General features: G+C 48.5%; 24 protein-coding genes and 1 riboswitch. Of the genes, 17 read left to right on the forward strand and 7 right to left on the reverse strand.

The genetic code is table 11. From position 1 onward, the window contains the following. Positions 1 to 15: 15 nt before the first annotated feature. The 4 genes from JOE45_RS19980 (at position 16) to JOE45_RS19995 (ending at position 3,062) form a co-directional block, all read left to right on the forward strand. Positions 16 to 486, forward strand: coding sequence for a flavin reductase family protein (locus JOE45_RS19980; protein WP_245247088.1), 471 nt, complete (start codon positions 16 to 18; stop codon positions 484 to 486). A gap of 3 nt (positions 487 to 489) precedes the next feature. Further along, a complete protein-coding gene (hpaD, locus tag JOE45_RS19985) occupies positions 490 to 1,434 on the forward strand; it encodes a 3,4-dihydroxyphenylacetate 2,3-dioxygenase (RefSeq protein WP_210022673.1) in 945 nt (314 codons plus the stop codon). 43 nt (positions 1,435 to 1,477) lie between these two features. After that, positions 1,478 to 2,359 carry a VOC family protein gene (locus JOE45_RS19990; RefSeq protein WP_210022672.1) on the forward strand — a complete coding sequence of 294 codons (882 nt, stop codon included), beginning with the start codon at positions 1,478 to 1,480 and terminating at the stop codon, positions 2,357 to 2,359. Positions 2,360 to 2,531: 172 nt separating this feature from the next. Beyond that, positions 2,532 to 3,062, forward strand: a complete 531-nt coding sequence (locus JOE45_RS19995; protein ID WP_210022671.1) for an FAD synthetase family protein — start codon at positions 2,532 to 2,534, stop codon at positions 3,060 to 3,062. Positions 3,063 to 3,097: 35 nt separating this feature from the next. Here the strand turns inward: JOE45_RS19995 and JOE45_RS20000 are convergent, their stop codons facing one another. Beyond that, positions 3,098 to 3,754: a GntR family transcriptional regulator gene (locus JOE45_RS20000; RefSeq protein ID WP_210022670.1), complete on the reverse strand. Its 657-nt coding sequence runs from the start codon at positions 3,752 to 3,754 to the stop codon at positions 3,098 to 3,100. A 140-nt stretch (positions 3,755 to 3,894) separates the two neighbouring features. On the opposite strand from JOE45_RS20000, the gene JOE45_RS20005 reads away from it, so the two are divergent. Next, on the forward strand, positions 3,895 to 5,115 hold the full coding sequence (locus JOE45_RS20005; RefSeq protein ID WP_210022669.1) for a bifunctional 3,4-dihydroxy-2-butanone-4-phosphate synthase/GTP cyclohydrolase II: 1,221 nt from the start codon (positions 3,895 to 3,897) through the stop codon (positions 5,113 to 5,115). 181 nt (positions 5,116 to 5,296) lie between these two features. Beyond that, positions 5,297 to 5,887 (forward strand): DedA family protein, encoded by a 591-nt coding sequence (locus JOE45_RS20010; protein ID WP_210022668.1) that lies wholly within the window; start codon positions 5,297 to 5,299, stop codon positions 5,885 to 5,887. 116 nt (positions 5,888 to 6,003) lie between these two features. Here JOE45_RS20010 and JOE45_RS20015 read toward each other — a convergent pair whose 3' ends face one another. Then, positions 6,004 to 7,314, reverse strand: a complete 1,311-nt coding sequence (locus JOE45_RS20015) for a hemolysin family protein (RefSeq protein WP_210022667.1) — start codon at positions 7,312 to 7,314, stop codon at positions 6,004 to 6,006. Positions 7,315 to 7,814: 500 nt separating this feature from the next. Here JOE45_RS20015 and JOE45_RS20020 point away from each other — a divergent pair, with 500 nt between their 5' ends. From JOE45_RS20020 to JOE45_RS20030, 3 genes are all read left to right on the forward strand, one after another. Beyond that, entirely contained in the window at positions 7,815 to 8,615 is an 801-nt protein-coding gene (locus tag JOE45_RS20020; RefSeq protein ID WP_210022666.1) for a TerC family protein, read from the forward strand. 119 nt (positions 8,616 to 8,734) lie between these two features. Next, on the forward strand, positions 8,735 to 9,106 hold the full coding sequence (locus tag JOE45_RS20025; protein ID WP_210022665.1) for a Na-translocating system protein MpsC family protein: 372 nt from the start codon (positions 8,735 to 8,737) through the stop codon (positions 9,104 to 9,106). 146 nt (positions 9,107 to 9,252) lie between these two features. Next, the gene (locus JOE45_RS20030) at positions 9,253 to 10,269 is read left to right on the forward strand and encodes a sodium-dependent bicarbonate transport family permease (protein ID WP_210023554.1); all 1,017 of its coding nucleotides are present in this window, start codon (positions 9,253 to 9,255) and stop codon (positions 10,267 to 10,269) included. A 69-nt stretch (positions 10,270 to 10,338) separates the two neighbouring features. Here the strand turns inward: JOE45_RS20030 and JOE45_RS20035 are convergent, their stop codons facing one another. Then, positions 10,339 to 10,653 carry a dehydrogenase gene (locus tag JOE45_RS20035; RefSeq protein WP_210022664.1) on the reverse strand — a complete coding sequence of 105 codons (315 nt, stop codon included), beginning with the start codon at positions 10,651 to 10,653 and terminating at the stop codon, positions 10,339 to 10,341. An 89-nt stretch (positions 10,654 to 10,742) separates the two neighbouring features. Further along, on the reverse strand, positions 10,743 to 11,201 hold the full coding sequence (locus JOE45_RS20040; protein ID WP_210022663.1) for a cupredoxin domain-containing protein: 459 nt from the start codon (positions 11,199 to 11,201) through the stop codon (positions 10,743 to 10,745). Positions 11,202 to 11,486: 285 nt separating this feature from the next. Here JOE45_RS20040 and uptA point away from each other — a divergent pair, with 285 nt between their 5' ends. The 8 genes from uptA (at position 11,487) to JOE45_RS20080 (ending at position 18,308) form a co-directional block, all read left to right on the forward strand. Continuing rightward, positions 11,487 to 12,092, forward strand: a complete 606-nt coding sequence (gene uptA, locus JOE45_RS20045) for an undecaprenyl phosphate transporter UptA (protein ID WP_210023553.1) — start codon at positions 11,487 to 11,489, stop codon at positions 12,090 to 12,092. 104 nt (positions 12,093 to 12,196) lie between these two features. Further along, positions 12,197 to 12,763 (forward strand): thioredoxin family protein, encoded by a 567-nt coding sequence (locus tag JOE45_RS20050; RefSeq protein WP_210022662.1) that lies wholly within the window; start codon positions 12,197 to 12,199, stop codon positions 12,761 to 12,763. A 10-nt stretch (positions 12,764 to 12,773) separates the two neighbouring features. Then, positions 12,774 to 13,409 carry an MBL fold metallo-hydrolase gene (locus JOE45_RS20055; RefSeq protein WP_210022661.1) on the forward strand — a complete coding sequence of 212 codons (636 nt, stop codon included), beginning with the start codon at positions 12,774 to 12,776 and terminating at the stop codon, positions 13,407 to 13,409. 254 nt (positions 13,410 to 13,663) lie between these two features. Then, positions 13,664 to 13,984, forward strand: a complete 321-nt coding sequence (yjcZ, locus tag JOE45_RS20060) for a sporulation protein YjcZ (RefSeq protein ID WP_210022660.1) — start codon at positions 13,664 to 13,666, stop codon at positions 13,982 to 13,984. A gap of 312 nt (positions 13,985 to 14,296) precedes the next feature. Then, positions 14,297 to 15,478: a YhgE/Pip domain-containing protein gene (locus JOE45_RS20065; protein WP_210022659.1), complete on the forward strand. Its 1,182-nt coding sequence runs from the start codon at positions 14,297 to 14,299 to the stop codon at positions 15,476 to 15,478. Between the two features lie 107 nt (positions 15,479 to 15,585). Then, on the forward strand, positions 15,586 to 16,185 hold the full coding sequence (locus JOE45_RS20070; RefSeq protein WP_210022658.1) for a TetR family transcriptional regulator: 600 nt from the start codon (positions 15,586 to 15,588) through the stop codon (positions 16,183 to 16,185). A 67-nt stretch (positions 16,186 to 16,252) separates the two neighbouring features. Beyond that, the gene (locus JOE45_RS20075; protein ID WP_210022657.1) at positions 16,253 to 16,525 is read left to right on the forward strand and encodes a hypothetical protein; all 273 of its coding nucleotides are present in this window, start codon (positions 16,253 to 16,255) and stop codon (positions 16,523 to 16,525) included. A 191-nt stretch (positions 16,526 to 16,716) separates the two neighbouring features. Beyond that, a riboswitch (purine riboswitch) is annotated at positions 16,717 to 16,817 on the forward strand. 57 nt (positions 16,818 to 16,874) lie between these two features. Further along, entirely contained in the window at positions 16,875 to 18,308 is a 1,434-nt protein-coding gene (locus tag JOE45_RS20080; RefSeq protein ID WP_210022656.1) for an NAD(P)/FAD-dependent oxidoreductase, read from the forward strand. A gap of 55 nt (positions 18,309 to 18,363) precedes the next feature. On the opposite strand, the gene JOE45_RS20085 is transcribed toward JOE45_RS20080, so the two are convergent. The 3 genes from JOE45_RS20085 to JOE45_RS20095 all read right to left on the reverse strand — a co-directional run bounded on the left by JOE45_RS20085 (position 18,364) and on the right by JOE45_RS20095 (position 21,626). After that, on the reverse strand, positions 18,364 to 19,764 hold the full coding sequence (locus tag JOE45_RS20085; protein WP_210022655.1) for an ABC transporter substrate-binding protein: 1,401 nt from the start codon (positions 19,762 to 19,764) through the stop codon (positions 18,364 to 18,366). A gap of 75 nt (positions 19,765 to 19,839) precedes the next feature. Continuing rightward, positions 19,840 to 20,661: a carbohydrate ABC transporter permease gene (locus tag JOE45_RS20090; protein ID WP_210022654.1), complete on the reverse strand. Its 822-nt coding sequence runs from the start codon at positions 20,659 to 20,661 to the stop codon at positions 19,840 to 19,842. Continuing rightward, positions 20,658 to 21,626, reverse strand: coding sequence for a carbohydrate ABC transporter permease (locus JOE45_RS20095; RefSeq protein WP_210022653.1), 969 nt, complete (start codon positions 21,624 to 21,626; stop codon positions 20,658 to 20,660). The genes JOE45_RS20090 and JOE45_RS20095 overlap by 4 nt, the downstream gene beginning before the upstream one ends. Positions 21,627 to 21,848: the final 222 nt, after the last annotated feature.

Genomic DNA, 21,848 nt, shown 5'->3' on the forward strand with positions numbered 1-21,848 from the left:
AAAAGGAGAATGGGCATGATCGATCCTAGGGAATTCAGGAATACTCTCGGAAGATTTGCTTCGGGAATTACTATTGTGAGCACGGTTCATGAAGGTGAAGTCCATGGAATGACGGCGAATGGTTTCGTTTCGGTCTCATTGGATCCTCCGCTTGTGCTTGTTTCCATTGACCATAAAACTAAGATGCATCAGATTCTACCCAAAACGAAAAAATACGGAATTAGTATATTGAAGCACGATCAGCAGCAAGTATCACAGCATTTTGCCGGTCGGCCGCAGGAAAACCCGCCTGAGTTTTTTTGGGAAAATGACATCCCGCTGATTAAAGATTCGGTGGCTTATATCGTTTGCGATGTGGTGGATGAGCATCTGGCGGGGGATCACACCCTGTATATAGGCAACGTGAATTGGTTTTCGTATCAAGAGGAAGAACCATTGATTTTTTATGGGGGAAAATATCGTTCGTTAACTAAACCGGAGGTGTAGACATTGATTTTAAGACTAGGACATTGCGAATTGTTTGTAACCGATATGGAAAGAGCAAGGGAATTTTACATTGATATTCTTGGTTTTAGAGAGCACGATTCCGACAAAGATCACATTTATCTTCGCGGAGTAGATGAGTTCGACCTTCATACCTTGACTTTGACCAAAAATAAAACCGGAGGCTTAGGCCACTTTGCTCTACGGGTGTCTGATCCGGAAGATCTAGACCGGCTCGCCGATCACCATAAACGTCTTGGGGTTCCAACCTTAATGGTTCCAGAGGGTACGGAGCCAGGCCAAGGCAGAGCTTTACGTATCGTTGAGCCTAATGGCCATCCGATTGAGTTTTATCATGAAATGCAGCAGGTTAATGTATATAATCCGCAAGGCGGACTTAACCATTTGCCTATGCGCGCTACGCACCGGGATAAAGGGATTCCTCCATTGAGAATTGATCATATGAATATTCGTGTGGCTAGCGTGGACCAGGCCCTGAAATACTGGAGAGATGAGTTATCCTTCAGCGTATCGGAATATGTAGAAAAGGATAATGGCACTTTCGCCGCTTGGACAAGACGTTGTCAGGGTACTCACGATGTTGCGCTCGTTCAGTCCGCTTCCGGTGCAGGCCTGCATCATGTTGCTTATACGGTTCAGGGACCTGCTGAAATTATCAGAACTGCGGATCTTTTGGCAGATGCCGGCTACCAGGATGCGATTGAGTTTGGCCCTGGTCGCCATGGATTGAGCAATGCATTCTTCCTATATATTCGTGATTTTGATGGCAATAGAACGGAGATTTATACGGGAGACTACTCGAGAGATATCGACTTGCCGCCGGTAAAATGGACTTGGGAAGAATACGATAAGAGAGGAAGACTCTGGTGGGGGCCGGCTTACCCGGAAAAATTCCTGGAAGTTTCCCCTGTCAATAATCAGTGGATTTAAGCGGATTCGCTTTTTATTATAAGAATAAGGAGACGGAATGAGCATGGGAGTTTTGAAGTTAGCGCACGGGGTATTAAATGTAAACAATTTGGCGCAGAGTCTGGAGTTTTATCGTGAAGTCGTAGGATTGCATGAAATCGGTAAAGAGAACGGCATTGTCTATCTGGGCTGCGGTGCGGACAACAACTATGATTTGGCTTTAAAAGAAGGAGGCAGCGGCATCAGCCATTTTGCACTGCAGGTGCATAATGAAGACGATTTGGCTTACTTTGAGAAAAAATTGACTGGACTCGGTGTGAAGACGAACCGAGTGACGGATGCTGAGCCTGGAGAGAAGGCAGCGCTGCAGTTCCAATCACCAAGCAATCACAATATCGAATTGGTATTGGTGGAAGATCGACCTCATTATCTACATCCGGTTGTAGGCCGTAAACCAAGCCGAGGCATCGCACCGCTCGATGCGGATCATATCACGCTGAACGCAAAGGACGTCAACGGTTTGGCAGGATTTTTGCGAGATGCATTGGAATTCTCGATCGCAGACGTATTCGAGCCGGTCGCGGGTGTTTGGGGAGCTGCGTGGACGCACGGAAGTGATTTCCACCATGATGTAGCTATCGTAGGTACACGTGATGAAACGACATTGCATCATTATGCATTCCTGGTTGCGGGAATCGATGAGATGAAACGGGCCTGTGACGTACTGGGGCAGTATGGCTACAAGACGGAGACCGGCCCGGGAAGACACTCCGTAGGCGGAAACCTGTACACGTATTTCCTGGATCCAAGCGGCAACCGCATCGAATTGTCCGCGGAAATGCCTCGTGCGGACAAGTCACGCGCGCTCAATAGCTGGGCGGATTTCCCGACGGCCTTCAGTTCATGGGGAGCCTTCCCGCCGGAATCTTTCGCTAAAGGGTCTTAATTAAACTTTTAGGGATCACCCCCTACATGTAAGGGCATTGACTGTGAGGTCTGTGCCCTTTCTGTTTACTAACGAAGTGAAACAAATATGATGTATATGAGGGATTGCTATGCAAGTACGATCGGGCTTAAGCTTACATGATTTCAAAAAAGATAATGCGAAGGTTCCTTCCGTGATTACCATTGGAAATTTTGATGGTATCCATTTAGGGCATCAAGCTTTGATTCAGCAGGCACAAAAAATAGCGCGAGAGAAAGGGGATTTGCCATGTTACGTCATGACATTTGACCCTCATCCTCGCCAGTTATTCGGTCACAATGACTTTATGGCATTAATGTCTCTAGAGAGTAAGCTGGACATATTAGAGCAAATGGGAGTGAACGGCGTTTATGTGCTGCATTTTACGCGTCCGTTTTCTCAGCTTTCAGCTGAGGATTTTGTAAATCAATACCTGCTTGCGTTACATCTGGATGCCATTGTTGTGGGCTCGGATTTCACATTTGGTTATCAAGGGTTAGGTACTGTTGATACTTTAAAGGAAGCCGGGAAAGGCCATTTTTCGGTGGAGGCGGTAAAGCTTGTCCACGATCATCAGTTCAAAATAAGCAGTACGAGAATTCGTGGATTAATATCCGCTGGAAAAATAAACGAGGTTTCGGAATTGCTGGGTAGACCTTATTCCATGAATGGTCAATCCACATGAAAAAAGTCTGAGAATCATCTCAGACAAATGGCTCATTAATTTAAGATTTTTGAATTGCCCACGATTGCAGCAAATTTTAAGATATGGCTTTCCATGATTGAACGGGCACCTTTAGAATCCCGCATTTTTATTTTATCAATAATGGCTTTGTGCTCTTCAATCGTTTGACTTGGGTCATGCTCGAATAGTGAGACGTTAATTAAATAAAAATCATTCAGATCCCATTGATTTTTGGTCAGATTGTATATTTTTTCGGAACGGGCCATTTCGAGAATGGAATGATGAAGCTTTCTATTAATAACGAAATATTCATCTTTTGCAAAATTATCTTTCATAACCAATTGATGTAATTCGTCATTGATTTGATATAAATGATCAACTTCCGATTCTTGACCTCGTTCAGCCGCTAGTTGGGCGGCCATTCCTTCTAGAACCATGACCGTCAAGAAATGATCATACATTTGTTCTTTGGTGTAATTAATCACTCGGCAGCCGGTTTGCGGGACAATTTCCACGAAATTTTCAAGCTCCAACTTTTTCAATGCATCTATAATGGGTCTTCTGGAATATCCAAGTTCCTTGGCTGTTTCAATGACGGAAATCTCTTCACCGAACTTCCATTTTCCATCCTTTAGATTTTTTTTAATATATTCATAAGCATAGTTAGTTTTAGATAAATTGGTGTCTTCCAAATTATTCGGTCCTCCAAATGATAATGTTATGTTCATACAATTGAACTAATATCTTACCACGCTAATATCTTACCTTAATTATAAAGTTTGAGCAACTATTTTATATTTCATGAACGAATTGGATTTCGGGAGGAATATACATGGCAAAATCGATTGATTTTCACGCGATTGAAGAGGCTATCTACGATCTGATGCTAGGCAAAGTGATTATTGTCGTGGACGATGAGGATCGCGAGAACGAAGGTGATTTTGTCGCTTTAGCGGAACATGCGAATGCCGATATCATCAACTTTATGATCAAGGAAGGCCGTGGTCTCGTGTGCGTGCCGATCACCGAAGAACGGGCGGAGCAGCTGGATCTTCCGCCCATGGTCAGTCACAATACGGATTATCACGGCACGGCATTCACCGTCTCCATCGACCATTATGATACGACGACCGGTATTTCCGCTTATGAGCGGGCCCGCACCATCCAAGCGATCATCGATCCTACGTCGAAGCCGCAGGAGTTTCGCCGTCCAGGGCATATTTTCCCGCTGGTTGCCAAAAAAGGGGGAGTTCTACGGAGAACCGGTCACACGGAAGCGGCTGTCGATCTTGCGCGCTTGTGCGGCTCATATCCGGCGGCTGTGATCTGTGAAGTCATCAAGGAAGACGGTGCGATGGCACGTGTGCCTGATCTGATGGAAATCGCAGCCCGGCATGACCTGAAAATCATCACCATTCACGACTTGATTCATTACCGTAACGAGAAAGAAATGCTTATTCGTCGTGAAGTGGAGGTCAAGCTGCCGACCGAATTCGGCATGTTCACGGCGATTGCCTATACGAACGAGATTGATGATAAGGAGCATGTAGCGCTCGTCAAAGGAAAGATCAATCCGGAGTTACCGACACTCGTCCGCGTGCACTCCGAATGCTTGACCGGCGACGTGTTTCATTCGCACCGCTGTGACTGCGGATCGCAGCTTACCGCCTCGCTTCAGCAAATCGACGAGTACGGCTCTGGCTTGCTGCTGTATATGCGGCAGGAGGGCCGCGGCATCGGACTCATTAATAAATTGAAGGCTTATTCGCTGCAGGAGCAGGGATTGGATACGGTTGAAGCCAATTCGAAACTTGGGTTTGCCCCCGATCTTCGCGATTATGGGATCGGTGCCCAAATTTTGAAGGATCTTGGCGTTCGCCAAATACGGCTGCTTACGAACAATCCGCGCAAGATTAAAGGTTTGGAAGGTTACGGTCTGGAGGTTGTCGAGCGTGTACCGATCCAAATAGAAGAGAATGAAGATAACGCAGGCTACCTGCATACGAAGAAGTTTAAGCTTGGTCATATGCTGAACTTTGATGCTGTACGATAACATACTCGCGAATGGAAGAATGAACGGGCTTTGGAGTCCATGCTCCAAAGCCCGTTTTGCGTCGTTTACTCTATGCAGGCGGTTATAAATCTATCGATTGGATTCTATTTCACTTGAAACGAGCAGATACTTTTTTCTATAATAGAAGAATATATTATCCGAAGTAAAAAAGGAGCTTTCAATGGAACAGTTAATCCTAGAGTTCATTCATTTTTTAAAGGGGCTGTCATACGCTGGTATCGCTATCGCTTTAACCTTTGAATTCGTGCCAGCTGAGCTCATTCTTCCATTAGCAGGCTACTGGGTCTATCAAGGGGACTTCAAATTGATTCCGACCATCATAGCCGGAACGATTGGCGGCACCACAGGCCCTCTCACTTTGTATCTGCTGGGACGGTATGGCGGCAGACCGTTTATTGAAAAATATGGGAAATACTTTTTCATTCGCTCCCATCAATTGAATGCATCGGATCGTTTTTTTGAGAAATATGGAGGCGGCGTGGCCTTTTTCGGAAGATTTATTCCAGGGGTAAGAACGTTAATTTCGATCCCATGCGGTATAGCCAAGATGAATGTCACCAAATTTATGGTTTATACGTTTTTGGCCATGCTCCCGATCACATCCCTTTATGTATATCTGGGATACAAGCTAGGCCCGCAATGGGAAAACGTAGCTTCTCTGGCTAAGCAATACATGACGCCTATCGCCCTTGTGATCGTGGTAGGAATACTCATTTACGCTTTAGTGAAGCGCAAGCTGAGGCCGGCTTAAAGATTCCGCCTTACTATATCCTCCCGGAACCCAACGCATTAAAGCATGAGACAATGGTATATGATTTATTAAAGGAAAACTCCCACACTTTAGAAGCATGGGAGTTTTTGCGTTCCTTATTCCTCGGAAACAACAGGAGCCGGAGCAGGGGATTTAATAATCTCCACCTTACGAATGCGGTTACGATCTCTTTCTTTGACGACAAAAGTCAGATCGTTGAATACCCATTTACTACCCTTTTTCAGAGTCGTATTCTGGTTGTACAACCAGCCGCCGATCGTATCAAAATCTTCATCCTCGAAAGGTACATGAAGCAGCTCGCTCACCGTGGACAAGGGAACCTTACCGTCAACAATGATATGCTCGTTATTGATGATTTCGACATCAGGTTTTTCTTCGGCATCGAACTCGTCCTGAATTTCTCCGACAATTTCTTCTAGAATATCCTCAATCGTGATCAACCCTGAAGTGCCGCCGTATTCATCGTGAAGGATCACCATATGATTCTGCTGCTTCTGCATCAGCATCAACAGCTTTTGAATAGGCGTGGCTTCCGAAACCGAGAGAACAGGCTGCAGCAATTGGGATAGTTCAATTTCAGGATGATCGCTTCGTTTTAGAAAAAGCTGCTTGGTATTAATAAATCCGATAACATTGTCTTTCTCCGTATCAATAACAGGGAAACGGGTGAATTGCTCTTCCTTAATGATGGTCATGTTTTGTTCGGGAGTATTCTGGACATCCAGACATACCATATCCGTACGCGGCACCATAATTTCACGGGCGAGCATTTGGTCGAACTCGAAAATCCGATTAACATATCCATACTCGGATTGATTAATATTACCGCTTTTATAGCTTTCAGACAAAATGATACGAAGTTCCTCTTCCGTATGTGCTTCTTCATGTTCTTTGGCCGGTCTTAAACCGAACAATCGAATCAATTTGTTAGCGGAACCGTTCAGGACCCAAATAAATGGATACATAATTTTATAGAAGAAAATCATCGGAGGGGCGCAAATGCTGCTGACCATCTCCGCTTTTTGAATGGCAAGTGATTTTGGCGCCAGCTCACCTACTACCACATGCAAAAAAGTGATAAGGGAAAAGGCTGTGATAAAAGATATGAATGAAACAACATCAGCGGGCAGTAAACCTGCCAACAAGGGATTTAACAGTTTCTCGACGGTGGGCTTTCCCAGCCAGCCAAGTCCAAGGGCCGTGACGGTAATACCTAACTGGCAAGCGGATAAGTATCCATCGAGATTGCTTGTGACTTTTTGAACGGCAAGCGCGTTCTTCCTGCCTTCAGCCACCATTTGATTCACCCTACTGGGTCTTAGTTTCACGATGGCAAATTCTGTTGCTACGAATAGAGCGGTACCTAGGATGAGCACAACAATAAGCAGCAAATTAAGGGTAATCATACCAATCTCCTTTTAGTTTCACCTGATATATCATAAGATCATAAACGAGTTCTTATGAACTTATATTATAAAAGTTCATTAAAACTTTCAAGCTCGATTTTGAGTCAAAACTGTTGAATTTATGCTAAATTAACGCAGTATGAGGTTCGGGAGCGGGTTATCCTCAAATTATATTGCATTTTGACCCTATTAGCCTTCCCCCATAATATAGAAAAAATAATTTTAGATTTTTGAAACCTTTACTCAGAAGACTCGTAATACCAGTCATAGCCGCAAGGAGATAAAGACAAACAATTCTTTATCATTCTATGAAGGCTAACTCCAAAGGGGAGTAGCTGTACAATAAAGTCGTCATTTCGAGAGCAATCTCCGGCTTTATTGGCAACGTTACGTTGTTAGCGAGACCTTTGCCTAAGTATAGGTAGAGGTCTCTTTTTGTGAACCTTTACCTTACTGGTAAAGGTTTTTTATTTTTTAAAATAGGATGAGGAGTGGGTCTAATGGAAATGTCTTTATTGTTGGAGTATGGTTGGGTGCTATTGATCCTTATAGGGATCGAAGGTCTGCTTGCGGCCGATAATGCATTGGTGATGGCGATTATGGTAAAGCACTTGCCGGAAAAGGAAAGAAAAAGAGCCCTATTCTATGGGTTAGCGGGCGCTTTCGTTTTCAGATTAGCTTCGCTATTCGTCATTTCCTTTCTCGTTGGCGTGTGGCAGGTCCAAGCGATCGGAGCTCTATACCTTCTCTTCATTGCGTTGAACCATATCTTTAGAAAGCTTGTAATGAAAAAAGCTAACGAACGCGCGGAAGCAGAAGAGTCTCCATTGAAAACGGAGAAAAAAGGTTCCGGGTTTTGGACAACTGTTATCAAGGTAGAGCTTGCGGATATCGCGTTTGCGGTGGATTCCATTCTGGCGGCCGTCGCACTCGCAGTCGCGCTTCCCAAAACAAACCTTCCTCAAGTCGGGGGGATGGATGGCGGACACTTCTGGGTGATTTTTACAGGTGGATTCATAGGCTTGATTATTATGCGTTTCGCGGCTTCCTTCTTCGTTAATTTGCTGCAGCGCAAGCCAGGTCTTGAAATCGCGGCTTTCTTCATTGTTGGATGGGTAGGCGTGAAGTTGTCCGTATATACTCTCTCTCATCCGTCATTAGCGATTCTTCCAGATGGGTTTGCAAGCTCGACAGGATGGAAAATTACCTTCTATTCGGTCTTGGTAATCATCGCATTAGCCGGTTGGTTCTTGTCTAAAGAGAAAAGCGAAGAGGTAAAACCAGCAGAAGCCGTACAATAAAATGAGTAAACACACGGAGGGGCACTTAATGGGTGCCCTTCATGTATGTCTATCTTCAGATTGACAATAGGTGCGATTCCGGTATAATTAGCATAAGATTTTGGACGAGGGAGAATGTTATGAAGACTAAGGGTATGATCGAGGCCGAGGTCAGCAAAGCATTAACCCTGTGGGAGAAGGATTTTCTAGGCCGCGGGTCAGTTGAGGTTAGGACGGACATCCTACGCAATATGATCGTGGTCATGCTAAGGGGAGTGCTTACTCCTGCTGAGAAGCTTCTTTCAGAGCAAAAGGACGGAATGCTTTCGGTTAAAAAGATACGCTCGGAAATGGTGGAAGCGGGAATATCTCAGCTTAGTTCCCTCATTCTTGAGATCACCGGCTGTGAAGTCGTTTCATTTCATACGGATATCTCGACACGTACCGGCGAACGGATTATGGTGTTTATGTTAGATGAAAATTTGGGCGAAAGGTTGCCTGCCAAACGATAATCAGCTAGGAGATCAACAAGGCACCGCATGACGGTGAGTTGAAGATAACCGGCCAATATCTGCTTCATGCAAAAGATTTTGCGTGAGGTCGGACATTTGTCGGTTTTTTTGTTTTTTAAACCAGAGTATGCGTAGGAGGAATAATGATGTGGGATATTTTTATAGCTAATATGACGTCGCCGGCAGTTCTATTTTTTGCTCTAGGCTTGATAGCTTCCCAACTAAAGTCCGATTTGAAAATTCCAAACGGATTGAGTGAGACGCTAAGCATTTACCTCTTGGTGGCCATCGGTTTAAAAGGAGGGATTGAACTCTCAAAATATCCGTTGTCCGTGTTGGTGAGCCCGATCGCGGGAGGTCTTTTGCTGGGCTTAATCATTCCGCTATTGACCGTGTTCGTACTGCGCAAGCTAAAGCTAGATATGTATAATGCGGTAGCCTTGGCTGCGACTTATGGATCGGTGAGCATCGTAACCTTCGGTGCCGCGGTTGATTTTTTGGAGAAGACAGGAACATCCTATGAGACCTATATGAGCGCTATTGTAGCGATTATGGAGCTGCCTGCACTTATGATTTCACTATTCTTGTTAAACATGTTCAAAAACGCAGCCATTCCAAGCTCCGCGGCTCCATCAACCCTGTATTCCAGCCTGCTGCCCATCTTTCGCAAGGGGTTCGATTTCCATGTGATCAAGGAGTGCCTTTCCGGTAAAAGCGTTCTTTTGCTGCTGGGAAGCTTGTTCATCGGCTTATTGTCCGGCCAAGAAGCGCTGCCGATCGTAAAGCCGCTATTCATAGATCTTTACCGCGGTTTTCTGCTGCTGTTCCTGTTGAGTATGGGAATCGTATGCGGCGCTCAGATTAACGGGCTCAAACGGAACGGTTTCGTGCTGATCGGGTTTGCTATAACGGCTCCTCTGCTATATGGGGCATTAGGCATTTTGGTCGGGAAAGCCGCGGGCCTATCTATCGGCAGCGGGATGCTGATGGGGGTTTTGGCTGCCAGCGCATCCTATATAGCGGCCCCTGCCGCGCTCAAATCCTCAGTGCCGGAGGCTAATCCGTCGATTTACTTAGGCTTAGCCTTAGGGGTCACCTTTCCATTTAATCTTGCCATCGGAATTCCTTTCTACCTGTGGCTTACCCAAGTACTATATTCATGATCACGCTGGCGTTGATGCAGCTTCTGGAATTATCTCAAGACGAAAGAAAGAGCTGACGCGATACTCGCGTCAGCCCCCAAAGGACTCACGGAACGCTTTGCCGAGCACATTCGGCTCTACGTTCCATAAGGCGGCAACCTCGCCGCATACATTTTCATCGAACCAATCCGCCAGAACCTTACGGTTGCTGCCGTGCTCGGCAATATAAGGAAGGTTCATCAGAACCTTCTTATAGTACAGTTCATCCGCCTGCTTGATCAAATCGAGTGTAATATACCCCCCCATCTTTTTCCGTGCTCGGTACAGCTCGCGGCTGCACGTGCGGCGGATTTGCCGCGCGGACGGCAGAGACTTGTTATGCTTCATTGGGTTGACAGGATTCATGAGATCGGCACCCTCCTTCCTTGCTATATGCTATGCGGAAGGAGGGGTGCGGGTACACGTGGATCTATCGGCGGTTACGGCTTTCTTGCTTATTCTTCCACCACCAAATAGCCGATCATGGGGCCGTTATGAGCAATATCGGGGTGCGTGAGACATACGATCCGGTAGATACCGGGCTTATCGGCCTGGAAGGAAACGATGGTTTCCTGTCCTTTCTTCACCTCGCCCTTAATATTCATTCCGTCAATGATAAAAGGATGGCTGGCTCCGTTCACTCCATAAATGCTCAGGCGGATACGTTCGCCCTTTTTTACATAAATGGTACCGGGATCCCAGCGATAGGCTTCAATCGTCTTGCCGTCCTGACCCGTCGTTTTGAACTCGCCTGTCACCAGGTTGATTGTTCGTTCCGGAGCGCTGGAGCTCATGGCGGGGCGGATTTCGTTCTTCCCCCAGAAAAGCAAAGCGGTAGCGGCCAACAGCACGGCAGCGGCTCCGATTTTAAATTTGTTCAGGCCCTTCTTGCTAATAACGAATACTTTGCTCATGATCATCACCTGTAGGGTATAGTTTGTACCAATGTATGCGGGTACTTGTCTGATCATGACACGGCCGAATGAATATGCTTCCATATAGAAGAACCAGCGGGTTTACTCAGCGAGTCATGCGGTGGTAAGATGTATACGACTTAAGAGCCGGCTGGCGCAGCCATGCTTTTGCAGGAGCATCTGCGGATGCAGTAAGAATAATTATGGGCTAGAATACAATAGGCTAATAGAGACAAGTATGGAAATTCGTAAAGAAGAGAAAGAGGCTGGAAAAACATGAGTGAGCTGCTGCATGGCTTGGTGGGTTCGGCGCTGTTATTTATTGAAGGATTGGGTGTTTGGGGGATTTTGATCGGTCTGATGCTGGAGGTCATTCCTAGTGAGATTGTGCTGGCCTACGCAGGATATTTGATTTCGCGCGGGGAGATTTCTCTGATCGGAGCCATCGTGTTCGGACTCCTCGGCTGTTTATTGCAGCAGATTATTTTATATTGGATCGGTCGCTACGGCGGACGGCCCGCGCTGGACAAATTCGGCAAGTTTTTGCACTTGAAGAAAAAGCACCTGGATATCGCCGAAGGCTGGTTCAATCGATACGGTCCGGTCATGGTGTTCTTGGCTCGCTTCGTGCCGGTGCTGCGGCAGGCGATTTCTATCCCTGCAGGCATGGCGCGAATGCCGCTGCCAAAGTTTATGTTCTACACAACACTTGGTACCATCCCCTGGGTCATCATCTTCGTTTATCTCGGACGGTCGCTTGGGGATAATTGGGAGCAGATCAATGAGGTGGCAGGACCTTATATAAAGCCTTTTATTTTTGCAGCCATCGTTCTTGGCGCTGTGTACATCATATTTAAATGGACCAATCGCAATAAAGCCGTACCAAGATAAGAAGATGTACTTCGTTTGTTTGGTTTCCGTTCCGGTTGGAGCGGGAACTTTTTTTTGGTACAATAACCCATAGCAGCACATCTTTGAAGGAGGAATGGATTCCGATGAGCAAAAACTTAAGCAGCAAGCTTCGCAAAGGCCTATCCCCGCAGCAGTTTATGGACGGGATGACCAAGAACCAGGAGCAATTCAAAGAGTGGTACGATCAGTTCAAGTGGGAGAATGAAGAGGATAAGGAGTTTTTCGAATCGCTGAACAACCGCGATGACCTTCGCTGCCTTATTCTGGCCGCCGATTGGTGCGGCGATGTGGTGCGCAATGTACCGGCAGTATTCCGGGCATTGGAAATCTCGGGAATCCCGACGGAAGTCCTGATCAAAGAAGAGCATCCGGATGTCATGGAGCAGTTCCTGACCATGGGGGGAGAGGCGATTCCGATCATCATTTTCACCGATTTCAGTGGGTTCGTGCTGGGGCAATGGGGACCTCGTCCGAAGCACGTGCAGGAAGTGATGATTAAGTTCAAACAAGAGAATCCGGACCGCGGGGCTGCGGACTATCAAGATAAAATCAAGATCGCGAGAGAGGAAATGGGCCGTCAGTACGGCGAGGGCACCGGTTATCAGACGGTCATCGTGAAAGAGCTGCGCGAGCTGCTGTCCTCCTTCTAAGCCGATGACGATGGAAACCAAGGAACTTAAAATCGAAACGTTCTCTCTCGGGCCCCTGCAGACGAACGCGTACTTGATCTCGCTGCCGGGTGAGAACAAAGGGGTCGTGATCGATCCCGGGATGAACCCCAAGCCGCTCCTAAAGCGAGTCGCCGATATGGAGATTGAAGCGATACTACTGACGCATGCCCACTTTGATCATATCGGCGGGGTGGAAGAGCTGCGCCGATTGAAGGACTGCCCGGTCTATTTGCACGATGACGAGGCCGAGTGGCTGGTGAATCCGAAGAAGAATGGCTCCGCCAGATGGCCGGATTTGACCGGACCGATCACAACCGACCCTGCGGAGTACTCGCTAGCTGACGGACAGAATTTGTCTGTGCTGGGTCTCGGTTTCAAAGTATTTCATACCCCAGGCCATTCTCCGGGAAGCGTCAGCTTCCTCTACGGCAAGCATTTGTTCGGCGGTGACGTGTTGTTCAAGCTTTCGGTAGGACGTACAGACCTGCCGGGCGGCAGTCACCAAGAGCTGCTGGATTCGATCCACGGCAAGCTGTTCGAGCTGCCGGACGACACGATCGTATACCCCGGCCACGGACCGCGGACCAGTATTGGCTTTGAACGAGAGCATAATCCGTATGCGTAATCCAAGACGTCCTTCATTCTGCTGGGAACAGCGGGCTGAGGGACGTTTTTTTGAATCCAGCCGATGGATGGCGAACGTCTATTTTTCCAGGCATGGGTGAACACCGTGTTCCCGATAGGTGCATCACCATAGACTAATGGTGTGTTCAGGCAAGAGCACTTCAACAGTCCGCAGGAACGCATGAACGCGCAGGAATAGGATGGAAGGCTCTCACGTCCAGCGCTTTCGCCAAATTTTACGGAGGTGTTCATTCTATGGAAAAATATCAACCGATGGCTATGCCAAAACCAATGTCGGCTCAGATGCCGAGCTATACTCCAATGTCGGCTCAGATGCCGAGCTATGCTCCAATGCCAAACGTAGGTCCGGCCCCTACTGCCGTGTCGCCTGTAGCCATGCCTCAGCCGATATATCACGCACCGATTAATGTGCACGCCAGCTATGAAGAAATCAACATCTATGCACCGAAAAAACATCACCATCATTGGCATGGACACGGATTTACCTCAGCGGCACTTATTTTGGTACTCTACATTTTGCTGGTCATTGTCCTGCGCAGCATGCATCGCATTTAACGTTTTTGTGGGCGCAGGCGGTTACGCTCGGTAGTTGAATACCGGCTCCACCGCCACTGCGACAAGGCTCCCTGCGGCAGTAAAATCGGAATCGCGGCTGATGCTCGTGAAGACGGAACTGCCACTTAAGGATGACACTCGGTCATTCATTGCAAGAAGCGGGGAGCCTTGCGAGGGTGGAATCGTTTCATCGCTTCAAAGTCGGTTTAGTAAAAGCGTTGACAAAGAGCCGTTCTTTCACTTAATATTTAAACAAACGTTTAATTAAAATGAACGTTTAACGAAGTGAATACATAAAGGGAGAGAACTAACATGCTTCAAGCTTTACAAGCGTATATGAAAAATTCTGCAACGAAAATAGGAATCATCACAGCCATGATGTTTCAAGTGATATTCAGTCTCATCTGGATGACCGGATATGAGGGTGTGAATGAGAATATAAAACAGCTGAAGATCGCCGTCGTAAACGAGGATCCCGGACTCGGCAGGAAGGTGGGAGAGCAGCTTGCGAAATCACTTCCGTTTCATTTGATCTACGAAGGCTCGGCAGAGAAAGCCAAGGAGATGCTCAACGGCCGGGAGGTACAGATGGTACTGCATATTCCCTCGGATTTCACCAAGCAGATGCAAACGCCGGGTCAGCAGGCGAAGATCAACTATATGATCAACGAATCCAATCCGGCTCTGATCAAAAGCATGATGCAGAGTGTTGCCGGCGGCGTGACGGCTTCTGTGAGCAAAGAAGCGACGGTATCGGGGGCGCAGGCTATTCTGACGCAAGCCCGCGTCCCCGCACAAGAAGTGACAGCTATGGCGCAGGGCTTAACCGATAAAGTGGCTTCGAATTTCGACTATACGAATCCGGTACAAGGCATGAACAATCAGATGGTTCCGATGATGATGGTGCTCGCTTCGTTCGTGGGCGCCATGATCATGGGGATGAATCTGCAGCAGGCCACGGGGATGCTCGGAGCAGGCTATTCCAAATGGAATAAATTCGCAGCACGTATCTTCATCAATGCGTCGTCCGCCCTTGTGATTGCATTGATCGGGTCGTCGCTGGTGGTTGCCTTGGGAGGGCAGATGTCTGCCGGCTTCTTGTCTTTCTGGCTGTTTCAGACGTTGTTTCTGATGACGTTCATGTTCTTCTCCCAAATGTTTCTGATCGTATTCGGCATGGCCGGCATGCTGTTTAACATCTGCATGCTCTCGATTCAATTGGTATCCTCCGGGGCCATGATCCCGCGTGAGCTTCTCGGCAGCTTTTATTTTGCCATCAGCCAATATCTGCCTGCGACTTATGCTGTGGAGGGCGCCATGAACCTGTTGTTCGGCGGGCCGGGAGCGGGAAGCGATGCAGGCGCTCTGGCGCTTATCATGCTCATCTGCGCGGCGATCGGGCTTGTTGCGACAGGCTTGCGCAAGGAGAACGGAAGGATTCCGGGTACAGCTGCAAAAGCGCAGACAGCGAAAACCGCGGTAACGGGAGCCTAGGCAACGGCAAATCCCGAAGGCAGCGGATCTCCCTGTCTTCGGTGGCTTGCACTTAGCTGGGAAAAGTTACATAATGAGGATATCGAACGAGGGTAAGGGGAGGAATTATGACACAGACTGAATCCGAAATGAAGATCCGCATACTGCTTGCGGCCAAGAAGCTGTTTGCACAGCAAGGCTTTGACGGTACAAGCGTACGGCAAATCTGTGAGGAAGCGGGCGCGAACGTCGCTCTCATCTCTTATTATTTCGGAGGCAAAGAAAAGGTGTTCCACGCGATTTTCGAATCTTTTTTCCCCGGTCATCGAATGGACCAATATGAGGAAATGTTGAATGAACCGGAGGAGGGGCTGAGGCTGCTCGTTCATGAAGTCATCCGCTTCAATATGACGGATATGGAGCTTAGCACGATTTTACAACAGGAAATAACGATGAATTCGCCGCGTAAGCCCATCGTTACTTCGTTCACATATCCTGTGTGGTTCAAGGTTCGAGAGCTGCTGGGTAAAGGACGGGATGAGGGCAAATTTCAATTCGATTCGCTTGATCATGCTCTGATGATGGTCATTGGCCTTACCCTGGTGCACAATAAATATGACACGTTTCAGCCGCTGCTAACACAGACAGACCGCGACCCGGATTCCATTGCCAAGCATAGCTGGGAATTTATTATGCGCGCGCTTGGAGCATCCGGGGCATCCGCCTAAACCGTCCGGGCGATTCTCCGCATACAATAAATGGAGATTCAGAGGAACGAATAGAGGGTGAGTGAGCATGTTGAACAGGTTCCCTGCGGTCATCCGCAATGTGAATGAAGGCCTCGATGAAGTCATCAGCGCACTGGACAAAATGAGCTCGATCTATCAGTCGGCAGAGCAAATGTCTCCATTCCTTAAAAAGCTAGCCAAGCTGATTAACGAATCACAGGCGGCAGGCGGAAAGCCGATACGCCTGAGCGGGGCGAAGAACGGAAGAAGCTCTATCTCCACAGGCAGGAAAAGAAATCGCCACACAAGGCGCAGACCGAAGACGAAACGGTTCATGTAAACAGGAAGGAAAGTGAGGATTCAGGTCACTTTCCTTTTCTCATGATTTAAGTTGGCAACTTTCGCTTTTTGGTAAATTCCCTACGTTAAAAGTAAAAAAAATCACTAATAATTAAGATGAACACGAACATTTATTGATTATATCGTTGACAATATTCAAGGATTGGAATATCATTCTTTTTGTGTTCAACATCTTAAACTTACCTTACCGATCGTATATCCTTGACAATACGGGTCAAGGGTTTCTACCAAGGGACCGCAAATTCCTGGCTACGAAGGGTGCTTTTCCGCACCCTTTCGAAGCTGGGATTTTTTTGTTGCGTTCATTATGCTAAGGAGGCAATTTACCTATGAACAATCGATACGATGTCATTATTGTTGGAGCCGGACCCGCTGGAATTTTCGCAGCATACGAACTGACGCTGAAAGCGCCTCAGCTCAAGGTGCTGCTGATTGATAAAGGACATGATATAGACAGCAGAAGATGTCCCATCCTGGAGGAAAAAATTCAGCTTTGTCCGCCGCCTGCGGGCAAAAAAGAGTACGCCGGTTGTTTGCCCGCATGTTCTATTACCGGCGGCTTCGGCGGAGCAGGGGCTTACAGCGATGGGAAGTTCAATATTACAACGGAGTTCGGCGGTTGGCTGACAGACTATCTCACGCCTTCACGCGTGCTCGATTTGATACGTTATGTGGACGGTATCAATCTCAACCATGGGGCAACGGATAACGTAACCGATCCGACGACAGAGGTGGTCCGCTCTATAGAGCAACGGGGTTATGCGGCAGGACTGAAGCTGCTGCGTGCTCAGGTGAGGCATCTGGGTACGGAGCAAAACCTGGAAATCCTGCGTTCCATCAATGCCTACCTGAAAACCAAAATCGATATGCAGTTCAAGACCGAGGTAGCCGATCTGCTGACCGTAAAGACAAAGGACGGGCATCAAATCCGGGGTATCGTACTCAAAAACGGCGAAGAAATCGATGCCGGGAAGGTATTGGTCGCTCCCGGGCGGGACGGGTCGGCATGGCTCACCGAGGTGCTGCGCAAGCGCCGTCTCAAAATGTATAACAATCAGGTGGACGTAGGCGTGCGTGTGGAGACTTCCGATGTGGTGATGCGTGAGATTAACGAGCATTTGTACGAAGGCAAGTTCATTTTCAATACGTCGGTCGGCACACGGGTTCGCACCTTCTGCAGCAATCCATCGGGGCATGTGGTCGTAGAAAATCACTCCGGTGTAATGGCGGCTAACGGCCATGCATACAAGGATCCTGCGCTTGGCTCTGCTAATACGAACTTTGCGCTGCTGGTATCGCATCGGTTTACAGAGCCGTTCGATAAGCCGAATGAGTATGCACGGGAAATATGCGAGCGGGCTAACGATTTGTCGAGCGGCGGTGTCATCGTACAGAAATACGGCGATATTATTCGGGGCAGACGTTCCACGGAAGCTAGAATCAAGGAGGGCTTCCTGGAGCCGACGCTGAAAGAAGCGGTACCGGGGGATCTGGGACTGGTGCTTCCCTACAATACGATGAAAAGCTTGATTGAGATGGTGGAGGCGCTGGATAAGGTGACTCCGGGCATTGCTTCCGAGCACACGCTGTTTTACGGCGTAGAAGCCAAGTTCTATTCCGCTAGACCCAAGCTCACCGAGCAGCTGGAGACAGAGATCGAAGGTTTGTACTGCGGCGGGGACGGAGCAGGCGTCACGCGAGGGCTAGCGCAAGCAGGCGCGGCAGGCGTATGGGTTGCACGGAGCATGATAGAAAAGTTATAGAAGCAATAGAAAGCCGAGGGCGGCGTTTCTCCCTCGGCTTACTCGTATGCTTTGCTTACTTGCTTACGGTTTTGTTGTACTGTTGAATTTTGGTGGAAATTTCCTTTGCTGCGCCGTCAAGAGCTTCCTTCGGCGGCTTTTTCCCGTTCAGGATTTCCTCGATTGCGCCTTCGGTGAGCTGACGGGCTTCGGGGAATACGCCCATGACCGCGCCCTGCGTAGCCTTGTTTGCTTTCGTTTGGTGCAGCTGGTCTACCGCCGTTTCAAACTGCGGATATGTTGTCATGTTGTCCTTAACGAGCTGTTCATCGTATGCTTTTTTCGTAATCGGGAAGTAGCCCGTGTTTACAGACCAGAATGCCTGCTGCTTCGAATCGGTGAGGAATTTGATGAATTCCCAAGCGCCCTTTTGCTCGGCCTCGGATTTATTTTTCAGGATATACAAGCTCGCACCGCCTACGACGACTCCGCCGTCTTGAGCGTCCTTGGGTTTCGGCAGGAAGGCGGTACCGACTTCGAATTTGTCTGCAGCAGCGTTCACGATTCCGCGCAAAGATGCGGTGGAGTCCAGCGTCATGCCGATCTGGCCGGCGGCGAACGCTTTTTTCGTATCGTCCGTTTTGCGGCCGAGGTTGAGCATCGTTTTGTCGTCGATCATTTGCTTCCACCAAGTCATTGTCTTGACGCCCGCATCGCTTCCGAGCATCGATTCCGTTGCGGGGTTCGTCCGTCCGTTGCCATTATTGACGAGCTCGGCTCCCTGATTTGCGAAGAACTGCTCCATGAACCAGCCGTAAATCGCAAAGGAAGCGCCCGTTTGACCTTCCTTGGTCAGCTTCTTGGCGGCATCCGCTACTTCTTCATACGTAGTCGGCGGCTTTTCCGGGTCGAGGCCGGCTGCTTTAAACATATCTTTATTGTAGTAAAGGATCGGGTTGGATGTGTTAAATGGCATCGAATACAGCTTGCCGTCGAAGGTGTAATAGTTCAAAATGTTTTCTTCCAGGGTGGATACATCGAATTTCTCCGCATCGATGAACTGCTGCATTGGGGTGATTGCTTTAGAGTCAATCATGAAACGGCTGCCGATTTCATACACTTGGATCAGTGCAGGACCGCTTTTGGAATCCATGGACGCCTTCATTTTGTTCAGGCTCTCATCGTAAGTGCCTTGAAAAACAGCTTCCACCACGACGTTCTTCTGGGAAGCGTTGAAGTCCGATACCAGCTTGTCTACCGCCTTGCCGAGCTCTCCGCTCATCGAGTGCCACCATACGACTTTGAGCGGTTCGGAGGCCTTCGGCGCTTCTGTGCCATTCGTTTCGCCGGCTGCAGGAGCGGCGTTACCGCCGACGGCATTCGTTCCCCCGCATGCCGCCAGAAACAGCATGACGAAGGCGAGCAGGAGCGTCAAAGAGGATTTTTTGTTCTGCAGTACATGCTTGAATGGCTTCATTACGGTTGATCTCTCCCTAGAATAGATTTATATATAGAGCGCCGGACCAAGATAGAAGACCAATAGCGCGTTCTATTACCCTTTGACCGCTCCGGCGGTCATCCCTTGTACCAGCTGCTTAAGACCGAGCGCCAGCAGGACCAGCGTCGGAAGCATGACCATGACGACGCCTGCAAGCACCAGATTCCATGAGGTCATTTCCTCGAACTGAAGCATGCTGATGCCGATTTGCACCGTACGCATAGCTTCGCCGTTGGTGATGAGCAGCGGCCATAGGTACATGTTCCAATGTGTCAGGAACGAATACACCCCGAGCGTGGCGAGCGCGGGTCTGGACAATGGCAGCACCAGCCTGAAGAAGCTTCGGAGATGGCCACAGCCGTCCATTTTGGCGGCTTCGAATAGCTCGCCGGGAAGCTGCAGGAAAAACTGGCGGAGCAGGAACGTCCCGAACGCGGTAGCGAGGAAAGGGACAATCAAGCCTTGATAGGTATCGAGCCAGCCCCAGCTTTTGACCGTCAAGTAATTGGGGATAATCGCGACCTCCCAAGGGATCATCATGGTGGACATAAACAATGCGAACAGCGCTGCTTTACCTCTAAACCGCAGGAAGGCGAAGGCGTATGCGGCCAAGCTGGCCGTGATGATCTGCCCAAGCATAATGCTACCTGAGACGAGAAAGCTATTCGCAATGAACCGTCCAACCGGAATCAGCTGCGTCACGGAGAAGTAGTTATCAAAGTTCAGACTTCCGGGAAACAGCCTGGGCGGATACGTAGCGGATTCGGCATCCGTCATCATGGCGGCCGACATCGTGTACATGATCGGGTACAATGTGATTACTGCGGCTATTGTTAGCGACGAATAGATCAGCGTATGCTGCAGACGGGACGTCATTGGTAATGCACCTTCCTCTCGAGAAAGCGGAACTGAACTACCGTCAGGATCAGAATGATCGCGAACAATACGAGCGCCTGCGCACTGCCGATCCCAAAGCGGAAATTGACGAACGCGTCCTGATAGATGTTGAATACGATGACATCCGTGCTGTTCATCGGTCCGCCTTTAGTCAGAATGTGGATTTGCCCGAACGATTGAAAAGCACCGATCACCGATACGATTCCCACAAAAAAGAGAGTAGGGGAGATGAGCGGCAGGGTAATTCGGGCAAAGGTGCGCAGCGGCCTGGAGCCGTCGATCTTGGCGCTGTCGTAGATTTCCTCGGGCACGCCCTGGAGAGCGCTGAGCAGGACGATATAATTGAAGCCCAGATTCATCCATACTGTCATGACTGCGACCGAAAGCAGCGCCCACGCCGGATCGGTCAACCAATTGATCGTTCCTAAGCCCAATGACCTAAGAAAGTAATTGAGCGTCCCGAGCGTCGGATGATACAGCATCATCCAGATGACGGAGCCGGTTCCGACGGAAATGGCAACGGGAAGCGAGAAGATGAACCGGAACCATCGAATCCCGCGGAGCTTATTGTGCGACAGAGAAGCCAAGAGGAGCGCCAGTATGATGCAAGTCGGTACGGTCAGCAGGGTGAAAGAAAGCGTCACCTGAAGGCTCTTCACGAAGGCGTCCGAAGTGAATAGCTCTTTGAAGTTGTCTAGACCGGCGAAAGCCGCTATCCTTCCGCGAGGATCCGTCAAGTGAAGGCTGAGATACACCGATTTGAGCAGCGGATAAAACAGAAACACGCTGAACAGCAGCAGGGAAGGTGCCAAGAGGCCATAAGCCAGCGCCTGCTCCTTAAAGCGGACGGACCGCAATGATTGAAGCCTGAGGCCTTTGGAGAGAGCAAAGTTCTTTTTTTTCAAGGTCCTACGCGCCAAGGCGTTGTTTTCCAACATGGACATGAAGGAACTCCTTTCCGGGATGGTTTGCTTCTAATCCATGACTTATTATAGAGCGCTCATGTTTTCCCAAGGTTAATTGGGTGTAAATCATTTGTGGATGTATGGGGGGAATTTACAAAATGTTAACGAGACTTGAGTGAAGTGAAAATTAAAAAGGTTGAACATTTGGGAAAAATATGCTATTTTATTAAAAAATCCATATTATGTGCGGAGGAACCGCCT

Source organism: Paenibacillus sp. PvR098, assembly GCF_017833255.1.
Classification (GTDB): Bacteria; Bacillota; Bacilli; order Paenibacillales; family NBRC-103111; genus Paenibacillus_G.